At 37.0% G+C, this 23,731-nt stretch carries 24 protein-coding genes; 22 read left to right on the forward strand and 2 right to left on the reverse strand.

Annotation, left to right across the window (positions count from 1 at the left end; translation table 11 throughout):
- Positions 1-5 precede the first annotated feature (5 nt).
- A complete protein-coding gene (locus DHD80_RS06750; protein ID WP_251740393.1) occupies positions 6-3,161 on the reverse strand; it encodes a SusC/RagA family TonB-linked outer membrane protein in 3,156 nt (1,051 codons plus the stop codon).
- Positions 3,162-3,409: 248 nt separating this feature from the next.
- Between DHD80_RS06750 and DHD80_RS06755 the strand changes: the two genes are divergently transcribed.
- Genes DHD80_RS06755 through DHD80_RS06765 form a run of 3 tightly spaced genes read left to right on the forward strand, consistent with a single transcriptional unit; the run spans position 3,410 to position 7,283 of the window.
- Complete coding sequence (locus tag DHD80_RS06755) at positions 3,410-5,044, forward strand: glycerol-3-phosphate dehydrogenase/oxidase (RefSeq protein WP_251740394.1); 1,635 nt, start codon at positions 3,410-3,412, stop codon at positions 5,042-5,044.
- 10 nt (positions 5,045-5,054) lie between these two features.
- The gene (gene glpK, locus DHD80_RS06760) at positions 5,055-6,542 is read left to right on the forward strand and encodes a glycerol kinase GlpK (RefSeq protein WP_251740395.1); all 1,488 of its coding nucleotides are present in this window, start codon (positions 5,055-5,057) and stop codon (positions 6,540-6,542) included.
- Between the two features lie 6 nt (positions 6,543-6,548).
- Positions 6,549-7,283, forward strand: a complete 735-nt coding sequence (locus DHD80_RS06765) for an MIP/aquaporin family protein (protein ID WP_251740396.1) — start codon at positions 6,549-6,551, stop codon at positions 7,281-7,283.
- Here the strand turns inward: DHD80_RS06765 and DHD80_RS06770 are convergent.
- Positions 7,280-8,041 (reverse strand): DeoR/GlpR family DNA-binding transcription regulator, encoded by a 762-nt coding sequence (locus tag DHD80_RS06770; RefSeq protein WP_251740397.1) that lies wholly within the window; start codon positions 8,039-8,041, stop codon positions 7,280-7,282. The two genes, DHD80_RS06765 and DHD80_RS06770, sit on opposite strands and share 4 nt — an antisense overlap.
- A 643-nt stretch (positions 8,042-8,684) precedes the next feature.
- On the opposite strand from DHD80_RS06770, the gene DHD80_RS06775 reads away from it, so the two are divergent.
- The 19 genes from DHD80_RS06775 to DHD80_RS06865 all read left to right on the forward strand — a co-directional run bounded on the left by DHD80_RS06775 (position 8,685) and on the right by DHD80_RS06865 (position 23,563).
- Positions 8,685-9,215 carry a DUF488 domain-containing protein gene (locus DHD80_RS06775; protein WP_251740398.1) on the forward strand — a complete coding sequence of 177 codons (531 nt, stop codon included), beginning with the start codon at positions 8,685-8,687 and terminating at the stop codon, positions 9,213-9,215.
- 201 nt (positions 9,216-9,416) lie between these two features.
- Positions 9,417-10,235: a universal stress protein gene (locus tag DHD80_RS06780; protein WP_251740399.1), complete on the forward strand. Its 819-nt coding sequence runs from the start codon at positions 9,417-9,419 to the stop codon at positions 10,233-10,235.
- 106 nt (positions 10,236-10,341) lie between these two features.
- Positions 10,342-11,421: an ATP-binding protein gene (locus DHD80_RS06785; RefSeq protein WP_251740400.1), complete on the forward strand. Its 1,080-nt coding sequence runs from the start codon at positions 10,342-10,344 to the stop codon at positions 11,419-11,421.
- A 16-nt stretch (positions 11,422-11,437) separates the two neighbouring features.
- Entirely contained in the window at positions 11,438-12,766 is a 1,329-nt protein-coding gene (locus DHD80_RS06790; protein ID WP_251740401.1) for a sigma-54 dependent transcriptional regulator, read from the forward strand.
- A 193-nt stretch (positions 12,767-12,959) separates the two neighbouring features.
- Positions 12,960-13,145 (forward strand): hypothetical protein, encoded by a 186-nt coding sequence (locus DHD80_RS06795; protein ID WP_251740402.1) that lies wholly within the window; start codon positions 12,960-12,962, stop codon positions 13,143-13,145.
- Between the two features lie 345 nt (positions 13,146-13,490).
- Entirely contained in the window at positions 13,491-14,795 is a 1,305-nt protein-coding gene (locus DHD80_RS06800; protein ID WP_251740403.1) for a Glu/Leu/Phe/Val dehydrogenase, read from the forward strand.
- 22 nt (positions 14,796-14,817) lie between these two features.
- Positions 14,818-15,237 (forward strand): GreA/GreB family elongation factor, encoded by a 420-nt coding sequence (locus DHD80_RS06805; RefSeq protein ID WP_251740404.1) that lies wholly within the window; start codon positions 14,818-14,820, stop codon positions 15,235-15,237.
- A 9-nt stretch (positions 15,238-15,246) separates the two neighbouring features.
- The gene (locus DHD80_RS06810) at positions 15,247-15,669 is read left to right on the forward strand and encodes a hypothetical protein (RefSeq protein ID WP_251740405.1); all 423 of its coding nucleotides are present in this window, start codon (positions 15,247-15,249) and stop codon (positions 15,667-15,669) included.
- Positions 15,670-15,681: 12 nt separating this feature from the next.
- Complete coding sequence (locus DHD80_RS06815; protein ID WP_251740406.1) at positions 15,682-16,071, forward strand: hypothetical protein; 390 nt, start codon at positions 15,682-15,684, stop codon at positions 16,069-16,071.
- Positions 16,072-16,082: 11 nt separating this feature from the next.
- Complete coding sequence (locus DHD80_RS06820) at positions 16,083-16,931, forward strand: universal stress protein (protein WP_251740407.1); 849 nt, start codon at positions 16,083-16,085, stop codon at positions 16,929-16,931.
- 116 nt (positions 16,932-17,047) lie between these two features.
- Positions 17,048-17,263: a hypothetical protein gene (locus tag DHD80_RS06825; RefSeq protein ID WP_251740408.1), complete on the forward strand. Its 216-nt coding sequence runs from the start codon at positions 17,048-17,050 to the stop codon at positions 17,261-17,263.
- Between the two features lie 547 nt (positions 17,264-17,810).
- On the forward strand, positions 17,811-18,146 hold the full coding sequence (locus tag DHD80_RS06830; protein WP_251740409.1) for a PadR family transcriptional regulator: 336 nt from the start codon (positions 17,811-17,813) through the stop codon (positions 18,144-18,146).
- Positions 18,143-18,481 (forward strand): DUF1700 domain-containing protein, encoded by a 339-nt coding sequence (locus DHD80_RS06835; RefSeq protein ID WP_251740410.1) that lies wholly within the window; start codon positions 18,143-18,145, stop codon positions 18,479-18,481. Before DHD80_RS06830 ends, DHD80_RS06835 begins: the two co-directional genes overlap by 4 nt.
- Positions 18,482-18,749: 268 nt before the next feature.
- Positions 18,750-20,066: a serine hydrolase domain-containing protein gene (locus DHD80_RS06840; RefSeq protein ID WP_251740411.1), complete on the forward strand. Its 1,317-nt coding sequence runs from the start codon at positions 18,750-18,752 to the stop codon at positions 20,064-20,066.
- Positions 20,067-20,324: 258 nt separating this feature from the next.
- Positions 20,325-20,888 carry a TetR/AcrR family transcriptional regulator gene (locus DHD80_RS06845; RefSeq protein WP_251740412.1) on the forward strand — a complete coding sequence of 188 codons (564 nt, stop codon included), beginning with the start codon at positions 20,325-20,327 and terminating at the stop codon, positions 20,886-20,888.
- Between the two features lie 66 nt (positions 20,889-20,954).
- Entirely contained in the window at positions 20,955-21,518 is a 564-nt protein-coding gene (locus DHD80_RS06850) for a carboxymuconolactone decarboxylase family protein (RefSeq protein ID WP_251740413.1), read from the forward strand.
- Between the two features lie 83 nt (positions 21,519-21,601).
- On the forward strand, positions 21,602-21,910 hold the full coding sequence (locus DHD80_RS06855; protein ID WP_251740414.1) for an EthD family reductase: 309 nt from the start codon (positions 21,602-21,604) through the stop codon (positions 21,908-21,910).
- A 27-nt stretch (positions 21,911-21,937) separates the two neighbouring features.
- On the forward strand, positions 21,938-22,834 hold the full coding sequence (locus DHD80_RS06860) for an alpha/beta hydrolase (protein WP_251740415.1): 897 nt from the start codon (positions 21,938-21,940) through the stop codon (positions 22,832-22,834).
- Between the two features lie 84 nt (positions 22,835-22,918).
- On the forward strand, positions 22,919-23,563 hold the full coding sequence (locus DHD80_RS06865) for a DsbA family oxidoreductase (RefSeq protein WP_251740416.1): 645 nt from the start codon (positions 22,919-22,921) through the stop codon (positions 23,561-23,563).
- The last annotated feature ends 168 nt before the right edge of the window (positions 23,564-23,731 follow it).

Consider the following 23,731-nt stretch of genomic DNA (forward strand, 5'->3'; position numbering starts at 1 on the left):
ATCGATTATAAATTTACTTTAAGATTAAATCCATAAGTTGCCGGAGAAGGCATCTGTCCTAACTCCACACCAGGTAAAATAGTATCACCATTAAGGGCTGCGGTTTCAGGATCATAAATAGGAAAATCGGAAATTGTCGCGAGGTTTCTTCCAAAGAGAGAGACATTCAAACCTAAGATGGGTGTATTCTTCAATAATTTTTTTGAAAAATTATATTGGATACTCAATTCCCTTAATTTCAAATAGGAAGCATCAAATGAGTTTGACTCTACATTTGCCCTGCGATAATAGCGGTTATACCAGTCTGGGGGCAGCACCTCCTTGGTATTTTCTGAATATGTCCCGTCATCATTTAGAACCACTCCATCCCCAATGATAAATCCTTCTTCACGGCCCATAAAATTTGAGCGAAGTTTTCCCTGTTGGGTTAATTTGTGGTGCGTCTGCGAATAGATGATCCCACCATATTTTCCATCCAACATCGCATTCAGCGTGAAATTCCCAATTTGGAAACTATTATAAAAACCAGCTTCCCAATCTGGGCTTGCATCACCAATATACTCAATTTCAGATGGATATGCAGGTAAGCCACCTTTGTCATAAACAATGCGGCCATCTGGAGATCGAACAAATCCATATCCATAAATTGCCGTGGTAGTCCCTCCTACCTTTGCCAGCAAAGTTGCCTGTCCACCAGAACCAATTTCCTGTTGGTTATCAATCCCATCAGCTAGCTCCAAAACTTCATTCCAGTTCTTAGACCATGTTAATGTGGATGTCCACCTCAATTTGTCTGTGTTGATGACTTTTCCGGTAAAAGTTAATTCCATACCCCTGTTTCGAACTTCTCCTGAATTCAAGACCCCTGAACTATACCCTGTAGTAATATCCAGCGGTACTGAAATAATCTGGTTCTTGGTGATAGTTTGGTAAACAGTTCCGTCAAATTTCAGACGATTACCAAAAAATCTTGTTTCCACACCGGTTTCATAACTAGTAGTGATTTCAGGTTTAAAATTTGGATTATAAAGGGTAGTTGGAACAGTTGCTGAACTTGGGAATGCATTCTGACTGTAATATTTACTTGTCTTATAAGGATCAGTATCATTACCCACCTGAGCAAACGAAAATCTATATTTTAGGTAATTGAAATCTCCTTCAAAATTGAACATATCAGAAAGTATAAAACTGGTATTTACTGATGGGTAAAAGAACGAATTATTCGCTTTAGGCAGTGTACTAGACCAATCATTTCGTCCAGTAATGTCTACAAAAATGAAATCTTTAAAAGAGAATGAAGCAAGTCCATATAAGCTATTGACCTTTTTATTTCTATCGTAGGTATTAATGATAGGAGCATTAATCCCATTAGCAAGTTTATATACGCCAGGGACTACCAATCCTTCTACAGAGGCATCAGTTCTACGGTATTGGTAATCTCTAAGATTTCCCCCCGCAGAAACGCTTAATGAAAAATCTTTAGAAATCTCCTTATCATATGTCAAAAGAAAATCGGAGTTCACTTCTTGTTTCCAGATATCCTGGGCTTCAAAATATCCTCTTGCAAATCGATTAATGCTATAAGGCCTGTGTTGTTCACGATCCTGATTATATGTGTTCAACGAAGTTCTCAATAATAAATTAAGATTTGGATTCAATTCTATAGTAGCGGAAAGATTACCCACAATCTGACTGCTCGCCAAAGAATTAGTCGCTTCATAAGCAATCAAATAAGGGTTATCGATAAAAGAACTAAAGGGTTGAATTTGCTGAATTTGCTCCTGACCCTCCTCCCAGATAGGGCGATACCAGTCAAGATCAACATTCGGATTTTGAAAAATCATAAAATATGCAATTGATCCGTTATTGTATCCTGTACTTGGTAAATTATCACTATTCCTGTTGTTATAATTAATTACTGAATTAATCTTGATCTTATCTGAGATTTGGTAATTAGCATTTACTGACGCCGTCATGCGGTCATAACCGGTATTCGGCATAATCCATTCGTTATCAGTATAGCCAACAGAAGCTCTCATACTTCCTTTCTCATTCCCACCCTGCAACGAAATATTATTAATGGAGGTAACCCCTGTTCTCCAAAAGGCTTTTCGATTATCTTTATAAGGCCTCCATAAGGTTCTTTCAGCACCCTGGCCTTCAACCGCAGGATCATATTGAAAGTATTGCTGTCCGTCAAATCTTGGACCCCAGGCGCTACTAGTGCTACCTGTGTTATTTCCATCTTCAGAAGAGCCATACGAATAATAAGGATCACCGTTTTCATCAAAAGATTTTCCCGTACCCTGCCCGTATTCATATTGCCAGTCTGGCCACCTTTGAATTACATCCAGGCTTACACTTGAAGTGTAAGTTACTCCGAGACCTTTAGATTGTTTACCAGATTTTGTGGTAATGATAAGCGCTCCGTTGGCAGCCCGGCTACCATAAAGGGCAGTTGCACCAGGTCCTTTTAGAACAGTTACACTTTCAATATCATCTGTATTCAAATCGGAAATAGCATTTCCATAATCAATAGGAGAATCACTCCCACCATAAGCACTGCCAGATCCCGATGTGGTCATTTCCGAACTTACCGGCACTCCATCTACTACTATTAAAGCATTGTTCCCATTAGGATTTAAAGAGTTATTACCTCGCAAAGTAATCTGCTGAGAATTTAAGGGTCCCGAACCGGACGATATTATATTAAGACCTGCGACCTTACCTTTTAGACCGGAAGACCAGTTGGTGGGCACGGCTTGCGAAAGCTTTTCTGAGCCAACTGTGGCCTGGGAAAAACCAAGCTTTTTTTCTTCCCTTTTTATACCCAGCGCAGTTACTACAACCTCATTTAAGGCATTTTCATCTTCCGCTAAATTCACTTCAGATAAATCTGGATCGTTTGCAGAAATTTCAATAGTTTCAAAACCTAAAAACGAAATTTCTAGGATTGCGTCCTGACTTGCCACGTCTATATTGAAATCACCGTTAAAGTCGGTTACTACACCATTACTGGTGCCCTTTTCTAAAATGGTAGCTCCAGGCAATGGTAATCCTGCCTGATCTACCACTTTTCCTTTCGCATTAAACTGCTGTGCAAAAGCATTTGATACACAACATAATAGAATGAAATTTAATAAAAGGATCTTTTTTTTCATTGAGTTTGAATTTGGTTTGTAGAATTCATTACAAATCTTCTTAATTTCTAGCAATTATGGTTTAAGAGTATATTAACAAAAGGTTTCGATTTTGAATTAATCCTTTTCTTCAGTTTATAATATGATAAATTATATACCCTAGAGATGCGAATATAATAAAAAATAACAATACAGAATAACAATTTACTTTCGAAAAGTTTTTTTTTATTATTTTTAATTATACTTTTGTTTCGATAATTGTATGAAATATGAATAAATTTTCTACTTCCCATTATTTAAATAGGCACAACTCGTTAAGAAAACTTAAAGAAAATGCTCATTGGGACATTATAATAATAGGTGGGGGTGCTACAGGTTTAGGAGTTGCACTTGATGCAAGCAGTAGGGGATTTAAAACTTTATTGCTAGAAAGGGATGATTTCGCCAGTGGAACATCCAGTAGGAGCACTAAACTGGCGCATGGCGGTGTTAGATATCTTGCACAGGGAAATTTAGGCCTGGTGAAGGAAGCTTTAAAAGAAAGAGGTTTATTGCTTCAAAATGCACCTCATCTGGTAAAAATGCTCCCTTTCGTTATTCCTAGCTACAAATGGTGGGAAAAATTTTATTATGGTATTGGGCTGAAAGTTTACGACTGGATGGCAAAAGGACTTCGAATTGGTAAAACTGAAATTATTAATACAAAAAAAGTCAAAAGCCTATTTCATAATTTAAATTTAATAGGCCTTAGTGGTGGAGTGATCTATTACGATGGTCAATTTGATGACGCAAGACTGGCATTGAATATAGCCCAGACTGCCGCTGAAAATGATGCTACTTTACTAAATTATTTCGAAGTCAACAACCTTCTCAAAAAGGAAGGAAAAGTTTCTGGAGTATTTGCCAAAGATCTGGAAACAGGTGAAAGCTTTGAGGTAAATTCGAAAATAGTCATAAACGCTACTGGTGTGTTTGCCGATAGTATTTTGTCGCTAAATCGTAAAAATGCAACACCTATCATCAAAGTGAGTCAGGGAATTCATCTTGTCTTAAAAAGGGAATTTTTGCAAAGTGAAGAAGCATTGATGATCCCAAAAACTTCGGATGGGCGTGTGCTTTTTGCCGTTCCCTGGAAGGATCACCTTCTAGTAGGAACTACCGATACCCCAATGAAAGCTCCAAGTAAAGAACCAAAACCTCTTGAAGAAGAAATTAATTTTATTCTTAAAACCCTTCAAAATTATCTGGTTAAAAAACCAACCATAAATGACGTATTAAGCGTTTATGCAGGCCTTAGGCCTTTGGTAGTCCCTCAAGATGAAGAGAAAGGAACTAAAGAGATCTCAAGAGACCACAAACTTATTACAGATAAATCGAAATTAATTACCATCACCGGCGGAAAATGGACCACCTATAGGAAAATGGCTGAGGATACAGTAGATGAAGCCATCAAAGTTGGAGGACTTAAAGATATTTCGTGCATCACCGAAAATTTAAAAATCCATGGATTTTCAGAAAAAATGGTCCCACAGAGTGATCCTTTTTACATTTACGGAAGTGACGCAAAGAAAATAAAAAAATTAAGTAACGAGAAGCCTGGATATAAAGAACAACTCCATCCATCCTTTCCTCATATTGTAGCCGAAGTAATCTGGTTTATTCGTTTTGAAATGGGTCGAACAGTAGAAGATGTATTGGCCAGGAGATTCAGGATCTTATTCCTGGATGCCCAGGCAGCTGTTGATATGGCTCCTAAAATTGCATCTTTATTAAAAAACGAATTGAACAAAGATGATAATTGGGAAAAAGAACAGATCGCCCATTTCAAAAAAATTGCTGGAAATTATTTTCCAAAGCCCTTCAAAAAAGTAAAATCCAATAAAAAGAAAGAAATTAATATTTAACCCACCTATCATGTCTAAATTCATACTTGCTTTTGATCAGGGAACCACAAGTTCGAGAGCGATCGTTTTCAATAAGGAAGGAAAAGCTATTTCCATAACACAGCGCGAATTCAAACAGATATTTCCCAAACCAGGCTGGGTTGAACATGATCCCAACGAAATTTTGTCTACTCAAATTGGTGTAGCTGCAGAAGCGGTGTCGAAAAGCAAATTGAAATCTGACGATATTGAGGCAATAGGGATCACCAACCAGCGGGAAACCACAGTGGTTTGGGATAAAGAAACCGGGGAACCGGTTTATAATGCAATTGTATGGCAGGACCGAAGAACTTCTGATTATTGTGACGAGCTAAGAGCGCAGGGATATGAAGATATGATAAGAGAAAAAACAGGTTTGGTGATCGATTCTTATTTTGTAGCCACTAAAGTTAAATGGATTCTTGATAATGTTGATGGGGCGAAAGAGAAAGCGGAAAAAGGAAAATTATTATTAGGCACCATCGATTCCTGGTTAGTATGGAACCTTTCCGGAGGTGAAAGTCATATTACTGATATCACCAATGCCTCTCGCACCATGTTGTATAACATTAAAGATTTAGATTGGGATGATGAACTCCTAAAATTATTCGAAATTCCATCTTCCATGCTTCCCGTGGTTGTTGAGTCCAGTGGTAATTTGGCCATAACATCTGGTGCTATTTTTTCAAAAAAAATACCGATCACCGGAATTGCGGGAGACCAACATGCCGCTTTATTTGGCCAGATGTGCCTTAATCCGGGGATGGTAAAAAATACTTATGGGACGGGCTGTTTTATGTTGATGAATATAGGCGATAAACCGATTGTTTCAGAACACCGCCTCGTAACTACCATTGCCTGGAAAATAAACGGGAAAGTAACTTATGCCCTGGAAGGTAGTATTTTTATAGCCGGAGCAGTCGTGCAGTGGTTAAGAGATGGCCTTCAGATAATCACTTCGGCGAGCGAAATAGAAGACCTGGCCGCCAAAGTTGAAGATACCGGTGGTGTTTATTTTGTTCCGGCGTTTACCGGCCTGGGAGCCCCATACTGGAACCAGCATGCACGGGGAACGATGACCGGTATTACACGAGGTACTACTAAAAATCATATTGCCAGGGCAGCTTTGGAGAGTATTGCATACCAGACTTATGATGTTTTAAAAGCGATGGAGGCTGATTCCAATCTTGAAATAAAAGAATTGCGCGTTGATGGAGGTGCTACTGAAAACGATTTATTGATGCAATTTCAATCGGATATTCTCAATACAAAAATCCTGAAATCTCAAATGTCAGAAGTTACAGCCTTAGGTGCTGCATATCTGGCTGGTCTAGGTTCAGGATTCTGGAAAAATATTGAAGAGGTTGAAAGAAAATGGGAACAAAGTAAGGTATATACTCCTGAAGTTTTCAATACAGAAGAACTTATAAATGGCTGGAAAAAAGCCATTGAAGCTACTAATTCATGGTCATCAAAATAATCTGATATGTCACAATTTGTTGCAGAGTTTATGGGAACGTTTTTCCTAATATTAATTGGTAATGGAGTTGTTGCCAATGTAGTTTTAAAAGATACTAAAGGATTTAATAGTGGGTGGATAGTTATAACTGCCGGATGGGCCTTTGCGGTTTTTACCGGTGTAGTTATATCCGCCCCCTACAGCGGCGCCCACATAAATCCTGCTGTCACGATTGGCCTTGCTATTGCAGGCGAATTCTCCTGGGCTCTTGTGCCTAAATTTATACTTGCCCAGATGCTTGGTGCAATGGCTGGTAGTTTTCTCGTCTGGATCATGTATAAAGATCATTTTAACAGGACTGAAGATCCATTACTGAAAAGAGCCGCCTTCTGCACTACTCCTGCAATAAAGAGTCCTTTCTCAAATATTATAAGTGAAGTGATTGGAACATTCACACTGATATTTGTAATATTTTATGTGACTGATCCTGTAATGGGTGGTGATACTGAAACACCCATAGGAATGGGTTCACTGGGGGCTATCCCGGTAACATTTCTGGTATGGGCTATCGGTCTTGCTTTAGGTGGAACCACGGGATATGCTATAAATCCTGCCAGGGATCTTGGCCCGAGAATTATCTATTCTTTGATTCCGCAGAAGAAAAAAGGAAGCAGTGATTGGAGCTATGCCTGGATTCCGGTAGTCGCCCCTCTCGCCGGAGCAGGATTGGCCGCATTGGTATTTTTATACCTCAGCAGCTAAACTATAGTAACTTTAATACCGAATTCTTCCAATTCACTTTTGGTAAAATCGGAGATCTTATCATCTGTAATGATTTCATCTATATTATCAAAACCGCAAATTCTACCAAAACCTCTTTTCCCGAATTTTGAAGAATCTGCCAGTACGATAGTTTTCTGGGAAACTTTGATCATTTCCCGGTTAAGTCTTGCTTCCATCACATTAGTGGTGGTAAGGCCAAACTCCAGATCAATTCCATCTACTCCTAAAAAAAGCTTGGTGCACGAAAAATCATGGAGATTCCCTTCCGCATACATTCCAGTAACTGATGAAGACCGTTTTCTTAAAATTCCCGCCAACTGAATTACTTCAATTTCCAGGTGTTTATTAAGCTCCAGAGCGACATTTAGTGCACTAGTAATAACCGTAAGGTTTTCTTGTGGCCTAATACTTTTTGCCAATGCTAATACGGTAGTTCCGGAAGCGATTAAAATAGAATCATTGGCAGTCACCATTTTAGCCGCAGCACTTCCAATAATCATCTTCTCCGATAAATGCATTTTTTCCTTTTCATTCACATGAAGATCTGTCGCGTAGGGATTATTAAGCGTAGCACCACCGTGCATGCGGTATAGCATACCTTTTTCTTCTAAAAACTTGAGATCTTTCCTAATGGTTACTGAAGACACATCGAGCTCATCGCATAATAGCTGGCTTTTAACCTGCCCCTCCTGATTAATTTTATCAATGATCTTTTTATGTCTTTCTATGGTATTCATTTATATTTTTTTAATAAAGTTATTACAACTGATGTTATTACAAAAAAAAATCCTGCTACTATCTGACTCAAAATTGTTACTTAGAAAGACTCCAAATTTATGCCTTCTACTCCACTCTATACATTTCAAATGCATCCCAAAACCCAACAATTCTGAAATTTACTGGGGGCCTTCGTATTGTATTATCATTTTAATGTATCCTAATACTAATAAAAGGGATCAATTTCGGGAACCCATTTAGGAAAGCCTTCAGGAATTAATAATGGTCAAAGTGTGCAAACAGTTTTGGGAAAAAGAAAATTAAACCTGTTTTCTTAAAGTAGGGAAGAAATCAGCTAAATAATTTAAATTTTCACTATCAGAAATCAACTTATGGAACAGCATCTTTAACAAACGATCCTGAATATAATGAAAAACATCCTAATATCAAGGTATTATTGAATACTGACACCAGTAAAGCTTGAAAGAGGGATAACTATCTGCTTTGGAAGAAGATGCTCCTCATGAATTAAAAGCTTTATCGTTAAAATCTATCACCTATAATTGACATGGTTCAAGAACATTTGATGAAATTTGATTGTATCAGGTAAAAACATTCGTGCCTTAAAAATACGTACCACAGCATTCAATAATAAACAATTTTATGAAACTCGAAAAAAATAAGAAAGTCTGGACCATTGGCCATTCCACTCGTAGTTTTGAAGAATTTATAGAAATATTGAGATCTTTTCAAATTGAACAGGTCATAGATATAAGAAGATATCCCGGCTCACGCAAGTTTCCTCAATTTAATAAAGAAGATCTGAAAAAAAGTTTAGCGATAGATATGATTTCTTATACCCATTTAGAAATTCTGGGAGGAAGACGAAAACCAGATCCCAAATCCAAAAATAGCATCTGGCGCCACCCTTCTTTTAGGGGCTATGCAGATTATATGGGAACCGAAAATTTTAAAGCCGGTTTTAGGGAACTAAAAGAGCTGGTACAACAAAAAAGTTCGGCCATCATGTGTTCTGAGGCGGTTTGGTGGAGTTGTCATCGTTCTATGATTTCTGATGCCCTAAAAGTGGAAGGCTGGAAAGTGATGCATATTATGGGCTTAAACAAAGAAAATGAGCATCCTTATACCCAACCGGTAAAAATAATAGATGGAAAGTTAAGCTATGGTGAATAGAGAAATTATGCTACTAAAAAAAATCCTCCCCTTAGTATTGGAGAGAAAAATGATATTTAATCATATGGAAACATTATCTTAATATAACGTATAAAGAAAGTCTCTTGCATGGAAAGACTGAGAGTCCAATAGAAAAAATCATCAATGATCAAAGTCTTCAGTTTATTACTAATAAAATTAATAATCTAAAAAATTTACAAGATGAAACATATTATTATACCGGTTGATTTTTCAAAACAATCTGAGTTTGCTTTAAAAGCAGGAGCAATTTTAGCAAGGAAGCACGATGCCACACTTCACATATTGCATATGTTAGAGTTATCTGAATCGTTAATTTCACAATCAGATACAGAAAATAAAAATGAAATGCTGTTTATGTTCGCCCTTGCAAAGAAAAAATTCGAAACATTTCTTGAGAAAGAATATTTAAAGGATGTTAAGGTTGAACCTATGATTAAGCATCATAAGGTGTATAAAGAAGTTGATCTTGTGGCAAAGGAAGTAAATGCAGATTTAATAATTATGGGCTCCCAAGGTTTAACAGCCCAGGATGGCATATTTGCAGGATCAAATGCAGAAAGAATGGTTCGTAACAGTAATACCCCTGTATTAGTCCTTAAGTCTGAACCTAAAAATTTTGATTTGAAAAATGTTGTATTGGGCACCGATTTAAACCCGGAAAACACCTCTGTATTTTCAAAAAGTATAGCGTTGCTTTCAACTTTAGGAAGTAAGGTTCATCCTGTTTATGTGAATTTACCCTATACTAACTTTATGAGCTCGAGGGAATTTAATGAGAAAGTAAGGAATTTTGCAGCGGCCGGCGGAACAGATGAAGTAGAATTTATCGCCGGGTATACGGTAGAAGATGGATTAATTCATTATGCCGAAGAAACCAATGCAGATCTCATTGCAGTAAGTACCCACGGCCGAAAAGGTCTAAATCATTTCCTAAATGGAAGTGTTTCTGAAGATCTTGCCAATCATGCCAAATTACCGGTGATGACATTCAAAGTTTAAAAATTAATTTAATCTAGCTTTAATGAAAACTTCTATATTAAAGATCATTCCCTTTTAAGGGTTACAGTAAAATTATGCTGCCAATTCATCATACAAAATGTAATTAATGAGTAGTACAGAAAACGCTTTAAAAGAACGAATCAAAGAACTTACCTGTCTCTATGAAATTTCCTCCATTATTGTAAATGCAGATATTGAGCAGATGCAGGAGACTTTAAAAGCTATTGCTTTAAGTTTAAAGAAAGGGTTCCAATTTCCTAAGCAGACGGAGATTGCCGTCAATACATCAATCTCCTCTATTGAAACTGGTAAAACAAATGAAACACTCAATCTTACTTCAGAAATCCAGGTTTTCAACAGGCCTAATGGTTCTATCATTGCTTCTTTAAATGACCATAAGAGTTCATTTTTAAAGGAAGAAAAGCAATTATTGGATAGTGTTGCCCTTAAAATTGGCAACCTCTTAGAGCGTATTGAAATTCAGCAGAATGAAACATCCCTTAAACGGCAGATGGAACGTGCAGATCGTTTAGGGATTTTAGGGGAAATTACTGCCGGCATTGCCCACGAACTCAACACCCCCCTGGCCAACATCCTTGGTTTTGCCGAGTTATTAAAGGACCAGTTTAGCAATAACAAACCTGTGTTGGAAGATCTCGACAAGATCATTAATAATGCTATTTTTTCTCGCGAAGTTGTAAAAAAACTGATGTTCTTTGCCTGTGAAATGCCACAGGAAATGCGACAGGTGAACCTTGTGCCCAGTATAAAAAACGCCCTTGCCCTACTGGATGCTTCTTTTAAAAAAGCCGAAGTTAAATACAGGGTCAATATCGATGAAAAAGAACTTTTTCTTCGAGCGGATACCATACAACTTACACAGATCATATTCAATTTAATAATCAACGCGATCTACTTTTCACCAAAAAATGGAATGGTCAGCATCGAAGCTTTGCAATCTAAAAACCATATCATTTTAAAAATTTCCGATGAAGGCCCTGGTTTATCTGAAGAAGCCCTGGAAAAAGTTTTTCAACCGTTTTTTACTACCAAACCTACGGGTGACGGCTCCGGGCTGGGCCTAAGTGTAGTGCACGGGATTATATCTAGTCACAAAGGCTCTATTACTGCAGAAAACAATATTGGCAAAGGCGCAACTTTTACCGTAAAACTTCCAAAATCTTGATTATTTTAGTCGATCGATGAAGCTTAAAAAAGAAAACATATTAATCGTAGATGATGACATCAATATACTCGAACTATTGCAGCGTCATTTACAATCATGGCATTATCACACCTACAAAGCAGTATCGGTCAAGGAAGCCGTACAGATCTTGCGCGACACGAAGATTGACTTGCTCATTACAGATTTAAAAATGCCGGAGATTGACGGTACAGAGCTCATCAAATTTGTATCAGAACATTATCCCAACTTACCTAAACTCGTGGTAACGGGCTATCCATCGGTTCAGGATTCCCTGGCCGCCATTAAGAGAGGCGTGGTAGATTATTTGACCAAGCCTTTTACAAAAGATGAGTTGGGACGTGCAGTAGATAAATCCCTAAAAATTAAGAATGAATCCAATACTGCTTTTTCCAAGACAGAAATCCAAAAAGACAAGGCGTATGGGGAGATGATTGGAAATTCTGAAAAAATCAGGGATATTATCCAGATCATTGAACGCGTAAAGGATAATAAAGCGACCATATTCATCAAAGGCGAAAGTGGAACGGGGAAAGAACTTGTGGCACGCGCCATACACTATGAAGGTAAATTTTCCAGGGCCCCATTTATTGCAGTTAACTGCGGCGGTATTCCAGAAAATTTAATGGAAGCCGAATTATTTGGTTATACAAAGGGAGCATTTACCGGAGCTGAAAAAAACCGCGATGGCTTCTTCCAGGCGGCAAATGGTGGTACGATTTTCCTCGATGAGATAGGGAACGCTTCAACTGCTGTGCAATCCCGCTTACTGCGAGTACTTCAGGAAAAAGAAGTGGTCAAGGTGGGTTCCCAAAAAGCAGATAAAATTGATGTGCGCATTATTGCCGCTACCAACAGCGACTTAAAGGAAATGATCAAGAAAGAAACCTTTAGGGAAGATCTTTATTATCGCCTTACGGTAGTTGAAATAGACGTAGCACCTTTAAGGGAGCGGAAAGAAGATATTCCGTTATTAACTGAAAAATTCCTCTTTAAATATGGTGTTGAGTTTAAAGACCGTTTTATAAAAATAAGCCCGGAGGCCCTGGCTATTTTAGAACGTTATGATTGGCCGGGAAACATCCGCGAACTGGAGAATGTAATCCAGCGTGCGGTTATCATGTGCGACAAAATAGTTTCGGTAGAGCACCTTCCGGATTCTTTAAAGTACAACATAGAATTCCCTGAGCATGAACTTCTCCCCCTCAAAGAAATGGAGAAACGATATATTCAAAAAGTGCTCAACGCTACTGATAATAATAAAACAAAAGCCGCCGAGATTTTAGGAATTGATAGGAAGACCATTCGGCAGAAACTGTCAGAATAAACTAATTTTTACTGGTACAAATTTCTCCATCCGGGTAATTTTGTACCGTTTGTTATTTCCCCTTCCCTTCTCGAAAAAGACCCAGAACCCTTGTACAACAAGGGTTTTTCTATTTCCATACCTATCTGGCACCAAACGTTCGGGGGGCTGGCATATCGATTGCCTTTAGTATATAAAACAAAAACAGTGTACTATGAAATCGAATCCATTCAATATTTGCCCCACCTGTATCCATAAAGATTCGTGTGTGCTCACCACTCAAAAAAGCCAGGTATGGTCATGTAGCGAATATGACGAAAAGATCCATGAATTAATAAAGACCAATAAATCCCTACCCTTACTTAAGGTTCAGCAACAACCAGAAACGGTTATGATATAACATTAAAAGAATAAAAAACAAAAGACATGATTTTAAACGATTTAACCACTTTCCTTAAAGGAAAGAATGAAAAGCAAACCAAACTTAGATTTTCCAGTGTACGCAATAGCCCTTATAGGTTAGCAAACAAGCGCCACATCAGAAATAGAGGTTTAATCAACAATCCATTTTAAACTTAGTAATATGAACTTGACTTCAATCATTGAGGCTATTACCGGAAAAAAATCCAATTGCAAAAAACAGCGGAGCAGATATCTCATCGAAAAGTTTCAGCAAAGAAGTATCGCCAACCGCCTTTTCAAATAACAACAACTAATAGAAATCCGTTCAAAACGGTTTACCATTATGACGACTATAACCGCAGCATTAAATAATAAGATAAAGAAAACCCCGGTAAGAGGGATGATGGATAATGTTATGGAGCAATTTCATACAGCTGCAGACCATATCGATCTTCATCCCAGCATTAGAAAAATATTAAGTATCACCAACAACGAGATCGTTGTACATTTTCCCGTAAAGATGGATAATGGTGAGGTAGAAATCTTTACAGGATATCGCGTGCAGCACAATAACGCTCTGGGCCCTTATAAAGGGGGGTTGCGTTACCATCCCACAGTTGATATTGACGCGGCAAGGGCGCTGGCCATGTGGATGACCTGGAAAACATCATTGGCAGGTTTGCCTTATGGTGGTGGCAAAGGTGGCATTCAAATAGATCCATCTAAATATTCCCAGGGGGAGCTGGAGCGCATTACCCGTAGGTTCACTTTTGCGCTGGCAGATAATATTGGACCGGAACACGATATTCCCGCCCCAGATGTAAATACAAACAGCCAAACCATGGCCTGGATTGCAGATACCTATATGAGCACACGCCCACCTGCCGAACGTACCGCGAACCAACATGTGGTAACCGGAAAACCTGATGGAAGTGGTGGCTTGGAAGGACGTGATAGGGCGACAGGTTACGGGGTATTTTTAAATATCAAATGCTGGTTGAAACGTAACAATGAAACCTTGTATGGTAAAAAGTTTATTGTTCAGGGTTTTGGGAATGTAGGCTATTGGGCTTCTCATTTTTTAGAAAAAGAAGGGGCAAAATTAGTAGCGGTGCAGGACGCTTTTGGTAGTATAGAAAATCAACAGGGGATTGCGGTTGAAGATCTTATGAATTACACTAAGACCAACGATGGCAGCATCGTGGATTTTCCAGAAGCTTCAGTTTTAGAAAAGGATGGGTTCCTGGGAACTGAGTGCGATATCTGTATTCCGGCAGCTTTAGGAAACCAGATCACTAAAAACAATGCTGCATCCATTAAAGCAACACTAATTGCAGAAGGCGCCAATGGTCCAACCAATGGGGAAGGCGAAAAAATTCTTTTAGATCGTGGTATTACCATTATTCCGGACATTTTATGCAACTCCGGTGGGGTAATAGGGAGTTATTTTGAATGGCTACAGAATCGGAATGGCGAATTGTGGCAACTGGGTGAGGTTATGCAAAAGCTTGACAAAAAGATGGAGGAATCCTTTAATAAAGTATATGAATATTCAGAAAGGGAAGGAATGGATTTGCGTACGGCAGCTTATTGTATCGCCATAAAGCGTATCGAGAAAGCGTACGTGCAAAGGGGGATTTTTCCTTAATCATAACATTAAAAAAAATACGATGAAATACGGAAGTTTAATTATAGAAAAGAAAGAGTATGTGTACATAAAACGTATCCTTAATATCTCAGGTTATGTCGAAGATTTTGAAACACAGAAATCATTACAAAGATTTAATGCAGAATTAAAAAATGCCCAAATAGTAGATGAAAGCGAAATGCCTGAAGACGTGATCCGCTTTAATAGTAAAGTTATGGTGTATTCAGAAAAAGGTTGGGAAAAAACCATACAACTTGTCATCCCGTCAGAAAAGAATACCAAACAGGATAAAATTTCCATTCTTACACCTATGGGCGCGGCCCTTTATGGTTATTCGGAAGGGGATACGGTAGAATGGGACTTTCCTTCCGGTAGGCAGAAACTAAAAATTGTCACGGTAATCCAGGAAAAAAACGAAAAAAAAATTCAAATCTCAATTTAAACATTCAAGATGGAAAATTTAAAAACAGAAATATATCCACATGACACCGATATAGACGTCACACATAAGCTAAATACTATTGAAATAGACTATTGGATTAGCCATTTAATATACATTAAGAAAGAAATGACCAATCTTATAGGGCTTTGCAGGGAAGATTTTGGCAGCAATCCAGATAATGAAGCTACGCTTCAGAAATTTAACAAGAAGCATCTAGAAAGTGAAACATTGCTTACTGCCCTTCAAAATTATAAAAATTCCAGGGAAGACATTTTAGAATGTGAAGACGCTCAGTGTGATATGGCCTTTGTTACCGAACACGAGAGCTACAGGCGAAATTATCTCTATTATTTAGATAAATACAGAAGGCTGAAAAATGATTTTTTTAGCAAGGTGCAAGGGAAGTTCACATTACTCAATGGCACATCGTAAAAATGAGGACTATTGGAAATTGGAGTACCCTATAGAATTGAATGCAATAGAAGGCTTTGTATTAGAAAGGATCTGATAGAGTTGAGCCAATGGATCGATACGCTGTCTATTCTTAATTCAGAATTAGAACAGTTGAGACTAATTGATAAACAATTATTGAAAAATAGTTCCATTGAAAACAACATTTTGGGGCTACGAAGAAAAAACACCTTAGTGCTGGCAACATTATGCAGGTATGAACAGGAACTTAATACAGAGTTTGAATATGGCAAAAGGGAATATGATGTGTCCAGGGCAAAAGAACATGAAAATAAACGTGATTCCTATATAGACCTGATGGAAAATTTCCATCAACTAAGAAAATCGATCTACAAAATTCTTTCAACATATCAACGCAAATAAAACCTTTAATCATGAAAAATATTTTAATCCCAATCGACTTTAAATTCAATAGTTATGACGCCATAGACTATGCGGTGAACTTTTTTAAAAGGGAGGACTGCCAATTTTATTTTCTCAACACCTATACCTTTAATGTAGAAAACCTTAACCCTATTCCGTTTATTCAGGCGGAAGATGTTTATTTTGAAAGACCAAGACGTGATTCAGAATGTAGCTTAAGGCGTGCCGTTCAAAAATATTCCCTCAACAGTAAAAATAAAAAACATCATTTTCATGCCGTCTCAGAATTTACGAACCTTATTGAAGGAATTAAAAAGACCATTCAGGAACTTAAGATAGATTTAGTAATCCTGCCGGGGAAAAAACAAATACCTGCTGATTATGATGGGTATAGTTATAGTAAAAACACCAGGCGCATTATTGAAAATATCAGGGAATGTCCCGTAATGATCATCCCGGCAACGGCCCATGTGCAAAAACACCCAAAATTTGTGTTGGCCTCCAATTTCGAGGAAGATCTTCCTGTGTCTGAACTTAATCATTGGTATGAATTGGTGGAGATTGCCAGGGGCAGCGTTCAGATTGTAGCCTTAAGAGGGAAAGAAAAAATGCACCAAATTCAAATAGAAAACCAGGCCAAAGTTCGTTCCCACATAGAAAAGTTATCTAAAAGTCATGTTCCAATTGAAAATATTGAAAGTGTTGCTGACCTGAAAAATTTTGCCAGATCTAATTCAGATTCCATCATTTGTTTAATAGATAAAAAACCTGATTTTTGGCGAAAATTCGGCCTGACCCATTCGCGGATTACAGATCTGGGACCACTTCAAAATATTCCACTAATTGCCCTTCATCAATAAATTTTAAGGTGCTTATTGTTTTAATTGGGATGAAGATTATTATATTGCTATCTTAGTTAGTGCTACCAACCATCTTTTCTTAATTTGAAAAGAATTTTAAAAAAAGAGTAAGCCTTATGGACATTGTTAAAGAAGCAAATGAATTTGAACAATCAAAGATGAGCAATATGTCTACCAGTGACCGTGTTGCTGCTTCGCGTAAAGTAAAAAAACTAATATTAGGCATTAATGAAATCTATAAAGAAAATAAAGACCCTGACTTAATGGATTTAATGAAGCGCCTTACGGCAAAAAAGAAGAAGATTGAGGTGCGCTTAAAAGGAAGGCAGTAGGATTCCTAAAACACTAGTAATCAGTTATTAAAATTTCGAATTATATAATTTAGGCGGATTACTCTTGTAATCCCGCCTTAATTTTTAGAATTTGTTGAAAAATATCCACCGGGAGCATTCTTTGTTTATCTGGAGTCATCATTTTGTTCTAAATAATAATCCTTTAAGCCCTGCTAGTTTCTACATATGCAACGTGTTTCAGTTCTACTTCGTAGTTATAATATTACGATCCTATTATAGTGGATAAAATTCAACGATGTAGTTTATGGTTAAAAAGCCGGTAAAGCCTTTTTAAGTAAATTTTCTTACCTGTTTGGAAAAGCTAGCTAATTATCCTGAATCCATTTCCTATTCCGAACGTTTCCCAGAACTGATTAAGCGCCATTTGTAAATAACTCACAAGGTAAAGAATCGACCTTCGATCCCACGATCCAAAACAAAAACGGAAAGTCTCCAAGCTAAGGGCTAATTTATCCTTTCGCCTGAAAGCAATAATATTATTTTATAATACATAGTAATACAATGTATTTTGTTATACATTTGCTCTATGAATAAAGTATTTGTTGAAAAATGGAAATCTCAAGTAAAGAAAGGGACCCTAACCTTTATTGTCTTGAATGTTCTCCGAAACAATGAATTCTATGGCTATGAATTTATTGAAGAGGTAAAGAAATTAACTAAAATCGAAATCGCAGAAGGAACTTTCTATCCTTTAATGAACCGATTGAAAAAAGAGAACCTTGTTGATTCCAAGTGGGTAGAGCAAGAATCTGGTATTCCCAGAAAATATTACAGTCTTACAGATACAGGAATGAAAACGCTTGAGCAAATGCAAACCTACTGGGAAGATTTATCATCGTCAATTCAAAAAATATCTAAATGAAAGTAAAGGAAATTCAGTTTAAAGAACGTGCTGCAAAACGTGTGTACGATAACTACATGAACCGGATAAGAAGAACTGTTCGGCCATTGCCGGAAACTGATCAAAATGAAGTTCTACTTGAATTCAATAGCCATATTTATGAAGGTTTATCTCGTAAGAACCAGGAAAAAGAAATGGATAGGCTCCTTGATATCATCGATAAACTTGGTGATCCTGAAGATATTTTGAAACCTTTAATTGCCGATAAAAAATTAGAACAGGCTACACGAACCTTTAATCCAATCCATCTATTTAGGGCTCTGGCATTAAATATCACCAATGGGGTTTCCTATTAATTCTTCGGCTTACTCTACTTATGCTTATTGGGTTTTGTTTTTCTTATGTATGCGAAGCTGGAAAATCCCGAAAATGTTGGACTTTTTCTAAAAAATAATTCCTTCATGGCTCTTGGAAGATTAAACGACAGTTATCTACAAGATCCCCATATTTCTGAAGTTTTAGGTAATTGGTTTATTCCAACTATGATTTTATCCATTATCCTCTCTTACCTGCTCATCACCTTATTATTAAAGTTAAAAAGATCAATCAATAAAAATTAAAACAATGAAAAACTTTATCATCACAGCTGTCCTCCTTTTTTTATCTACAATTTGTGTAGCTCAAAAACTGAACACAGAAAAATTAGATAGCCTGTTCCAGATCCTGGAACAAAACGACAAATTTATGGGAAGCCTGGCAGTTTCTCAAAATGGAAATACTATTTATAAAAACACTATCGGTTTTATAAATCTTGAGGATTCAATCAAATCCAATGATAATACTAAATATAGGATTGGCTCTATTTCCAAGATATTTACTGCCACTTTAATTTTAAAGGCCGTAGAAGAAAACAAATTAGAATTAGGGCAAAGTCTAAATGATTTTTACCCTACAGTTAAAAATTCAGAAACAATCACGATCAGGAACTTGCTCAACCACAGTAGTGGAATTCACGACTTTACCAGGAATGAGGATTACTCTAACTGGAGTAAAATAAAACAACCCAAAGATAGTATGCTTAAAAGAATTGCAGGCTATGAAAGTGAATTCCCCCCACATTCCAAAAGTGAGTATAGCAATTCTAATTTCGTTTTACTGACCTATATTTTAGAAGACGTTTACAAAAAATCTTTTGAAACATTACTGAAAGAAAAAATTACCACCCCCTTAAAATTAGTTCATACTTTTTACGGCGGAGAAATTAACAATAATAATAACGAAGCTTCTTCCTACTCTTATTTGGGCAAATGGAACAAAGAGCCAGAAACTGATATGTCCATCCCCCAGGGTGCGGGAGCCATAGTATCCACACCTGAAGACTTGAACATATTTATAGCCGCCTTATTTGCCGAAAATATTCTTTCTGAAGCTAGTTTGGAGCAAATGAAAAATATAGAAAATGGATATGGTTTAGGTCTTTTGCGGTTCCCTTATAATGAAAAATGGAGTTATGGACATACTGGTGGTATAGATGGTTTTCAATCTGTAACCGGCTTTTTTCCAGAAGATAAACTCGCTATTAGCCTTACTTCCAACGGAATAAATTATAATATAAACGAAATCCTCCTGGCCGTACTCGGAAGTTTTTATGGGGACGGATTTGATTTACCTCATTTCAATAAAGTCAAATTGTCAACAAAAGATTTAGAAAAGTATTTAGGAACATATTCAAGTGAACAGATTCCCCCAAAAATTATGATTTCAAGGGAAGGCTCAACCTTATTAGCTCAAGCTACGGGTCAACCATCCTTCCCCTTGGAACCCACCGCAAAAGACATCTTTATTTTCGAACAGGCAGGTGTGGAAATAGAGTTCAAACCCCACACTGAAGAAATGTTAATGAAACAAGGAGGTAAAGAATTTCTGTTTACTAAAGAATAATAACAGCCTACAACAATTATCGGAAAACGGGTACTTTGCTGAAAATGGATGTTTTAGAGACCAGTTATTTTAACCACTAAGCCAACGCTCCCGATAGCTCGGGAGCGTTTCTAGTGCATCTACAGGGCTCCAAACAAGACTATTTGTAGCCGATTAGCAAACCAAAAATTAATAAATTTCAGTTATGAAAATTAATAAATGTGAATATATTTTTTTATTACTAAACGATTGGTTAGTTTTGTGCTCTAATTAGAAATAGTGGCAAGACAAAAACAATATATAGAAGAAGAAGTTATTGACAAAGCAATGCGTTTATTCTGGCGTAACGGCTATGAAAAAACCTCCATGCAAATGCTTGAAAAAGAAATGGGCATCAATAAGTTCTCTATATACTCTAGTTTTGGAAATAAACACGGAGTCTTTCTGGAAAGTTTAAAAAGTTACAGCGTAAGAGTGAATGCTATGTTTGAAAAATTCAGAAATGCTTCAAATGGGATTGAGGATATCAAACAGTTTTTTTATGACTCTGTAGCTATTTGTCGTCAGGAAGGTAATGCAAAAGGTTGTTTACTTACTAATACGTATAATGAGTTTTCAGAAAGTGAAGACGAATTAGTAAAAGATCAGATGGATTATTTTATGGATAATCTCAAAAATTTATTTATTGAAAAGTTAAGAATGGATCCCAGTAAAGATGAAGAAACCATACTCAAACAAGCTAACTTTTTAGTACTCGCAAAACATGGTTTAGCCGCTGCCACAAGAGTTAACAGTCAAAAAGAAATTGAAGATTACATAGAAATGACCTTCAAAAATATTTAAATATTTTTTTACCCAATAGCTAAACGATTGTTTAGTTATTTAATTATAAACTGAAAAATTGAAATTATGACAAAGTTAAAAGTTCACAACATTGAAACTGCACCAGAAGACAGCAAAGCATTATTAGAAAATTCTCAAAAAGCATATGGAATGATACCCGGTTTACACGGTGTCTTAGCAGGTACCCCAAAAATTCTAGAAGCGTATCAAACTTTACACGAGTTGTTTGTAGATTCTTCATTTAACAATGAGGAACTCACAGTGGTATGGCAAACCATAAACGTAGAACACGCTTGTCATTATTGTGTACCTGCACATACGGGTATTGCAAAAATGATGAAGGTAGACGATGCTATAACAGAAGCACTACGTAACGAAACACCTCTTGAGAATGCAAAACTTGAAGCATTACGCGCGATGACGTTAACGATTGTTCGTAATCGTGGGAACGTAACTCAAGATGATTTAGATACGTTTTATACTGCAGGTTATGGAGAACAACAAGTTTTGGAAATCATTTTAGGTTTATCCCAAAAAGTGATCAGTAATTATACAAACCATATTGCCAACACCCCTGTTGATGCAGGATTTAAAAAGTTTGCCTGGTCGAAAGATAATGTGGTAGCTTAAATCCCCAGATTGATCGATAGCGATAAACCTTCCGGTTTTTCGGAAGGTTTATAAATAATTTAAACGAATTAAATACAAACAACATGATCAAGTTAACAGTTTTATATCCAAATAGTGCCGATTTAAAATTCGATAAAGATTATTATACCACTCAACACAGTCAACTACTTTCAGAATTATTGGGGGATGCCATCATATCATCTAACATTAACATTGGAATTTCTGGAGGAAGTCCGGAACAACCTGCACCGTATGTGGTGATTACGAATTTAGTTTTTGAATCTATGGAAACTTTTCAGCAATCTTTTGGCGCAAATGCCGAAACCATTTTAGAAGATCTTCCTAATTTTACCAATGTGCAACCACAAGTTCAGATTAGCGAAGTTATATAAGTCTTATTAATATTTAAACCCTGTGCCATGAGTAAGAAAAATTCTATTGAAACGATTATGGAGAAGCATGAAGCTTCCGGAAAATATTTTAATATTAACGGCTTACAAGGTTTCGCACTGGATCAGGGAAGCGGTGAAGCAGTTCTTTGTTTACATGGTGTCCCCACTTCCTCTTTCTTATACCGAAAAATTGTACCGGCACTCGCCGAAAAAGGCTTTAGAGGCGTAGCTATTGATTTTCCCGGGATGGGATTTTCTGACAGGCCAAAAGATTTTGACTATTCATTTTCTTCTTTTGCAAAATTTACAGCCGAAGCAGCTAAGAGTTTAGGTATGGATACCTATCATCTTTTAATTCATGATATTGGTGGTCCTGTTGGTTTTGCTCTAGCCGCACAAAATCAGGATAAAATATTGTCTATTACCGTTCTTAATACGTGGATAGATGTGGTTAATTTCAAAAAGCCCTGGCCTATGCGACCTTTTGAAAAACCTGTTTTAGGCGAAATAGAAGTGGCCACTCTACAACATCCTACCTGGCAACTCATGTTCAGCCAAATGGGGGTAAATGATAGTTCAAAAATACCGAAAGATGAAATTAATGCTCATATCGATATTTTAAAGCGGGAAGATGGTGGGGATGCTTATCTGAAAATAATGCGGAATTTCGATGATTCAGAAGCCTTTAGAAGTTTATGTTACAAGGCGGTGCAGGAAGTGCCATATCCAGTTCAGGCTGTTTGGGGAGCAAACGATCCATTCTTAACTCTCGATAAATACGGAGAGGAAATCAAGAAAGCAGCTGGATTACAAAAAATTCACGAAATAAGTTCTCGTCACTTTCTACAGGAAGAAAAGCCTATGGAAATAGTGGAAAAGCTTGAAGAGATCATTCAGTTATCCCAACAAATGCTTCCCAGGTAAAGTATCAAATCATCTTTAAAAAAATAAAGTGGAACCTGTAGTATTTTAAAAAGCCAGGTTTTTCCATACAAAAACAAAACTAAAATGACAGATAAAATTAAAATAGATATCGTTTCTGATGTGGTTTGTCCATGGTGCACCATTGGTTACAAACGTTTGGAAAAAGCTATTTCAGAATTGGGTATTCAGGACCAAGTACAAATTGAGTGGCAACCTTTTGAATTGAATCCAAATATGCCTGCGGAAGGACAAAATGTTCAGGAGCATATTGCAGAAAAATATGGTTCAACTTTAGAACAGCAAAAAGAATCGCAACAACGTATGGCTGAAGCTGGTGCAGAACTAGGTTTTACCTTCGATTATTTTGATGAAATGCGCATGGCCAATACGTTTGAAGCACATGTTTTACTGGAATATGCAAAAGATTTTGGCAAACAAACCGAATTGAAAATGCAATTAACTAAAGCATTTTTTAGTGATCGAAAGGATGTTTCGAAAAGAGACATATTAAAACAAGCCTTGTTAGATGTTGGTTTAAATGCTGAAGAAGCTCTAGCAAAATTGGACGATAGCGAAGCTCGCAACGAGGTAAGGACCAAACAGGAATATTGGAAAAATCTAGGGGTCAATTCAGTGCCCACTACCGTTTTTAACAGAAAAAGTGCCGTAACAGGTGCACAACCTGTGGATGTATTTAAACAGATACTTTCTGAAATTACTGGTGAATAATTAATATTAGGGTTCTTGATGCTTCCTCCGGGATTAGAGAAATTCACAGCGCCATTTAAAAAGTTTATATATTAACTTTTTGAAATTACGAGATTCCCATTTCCAGACATTAAGTATTATGTTGTGAAATTTAGCCAAGTAGGAATCGGTTTGAAATTCCGGTCCCCT

Source organism: Gramella sp. AN32 (assembly GCF_023718305.1).
Classification (GTDB): domain Bacteria; phylum Bacteroidota; class Bacteroidia; order Flavobacteriales; family Flavobacteriaceae; genus Christiangramia; species Christiangramia antarctica.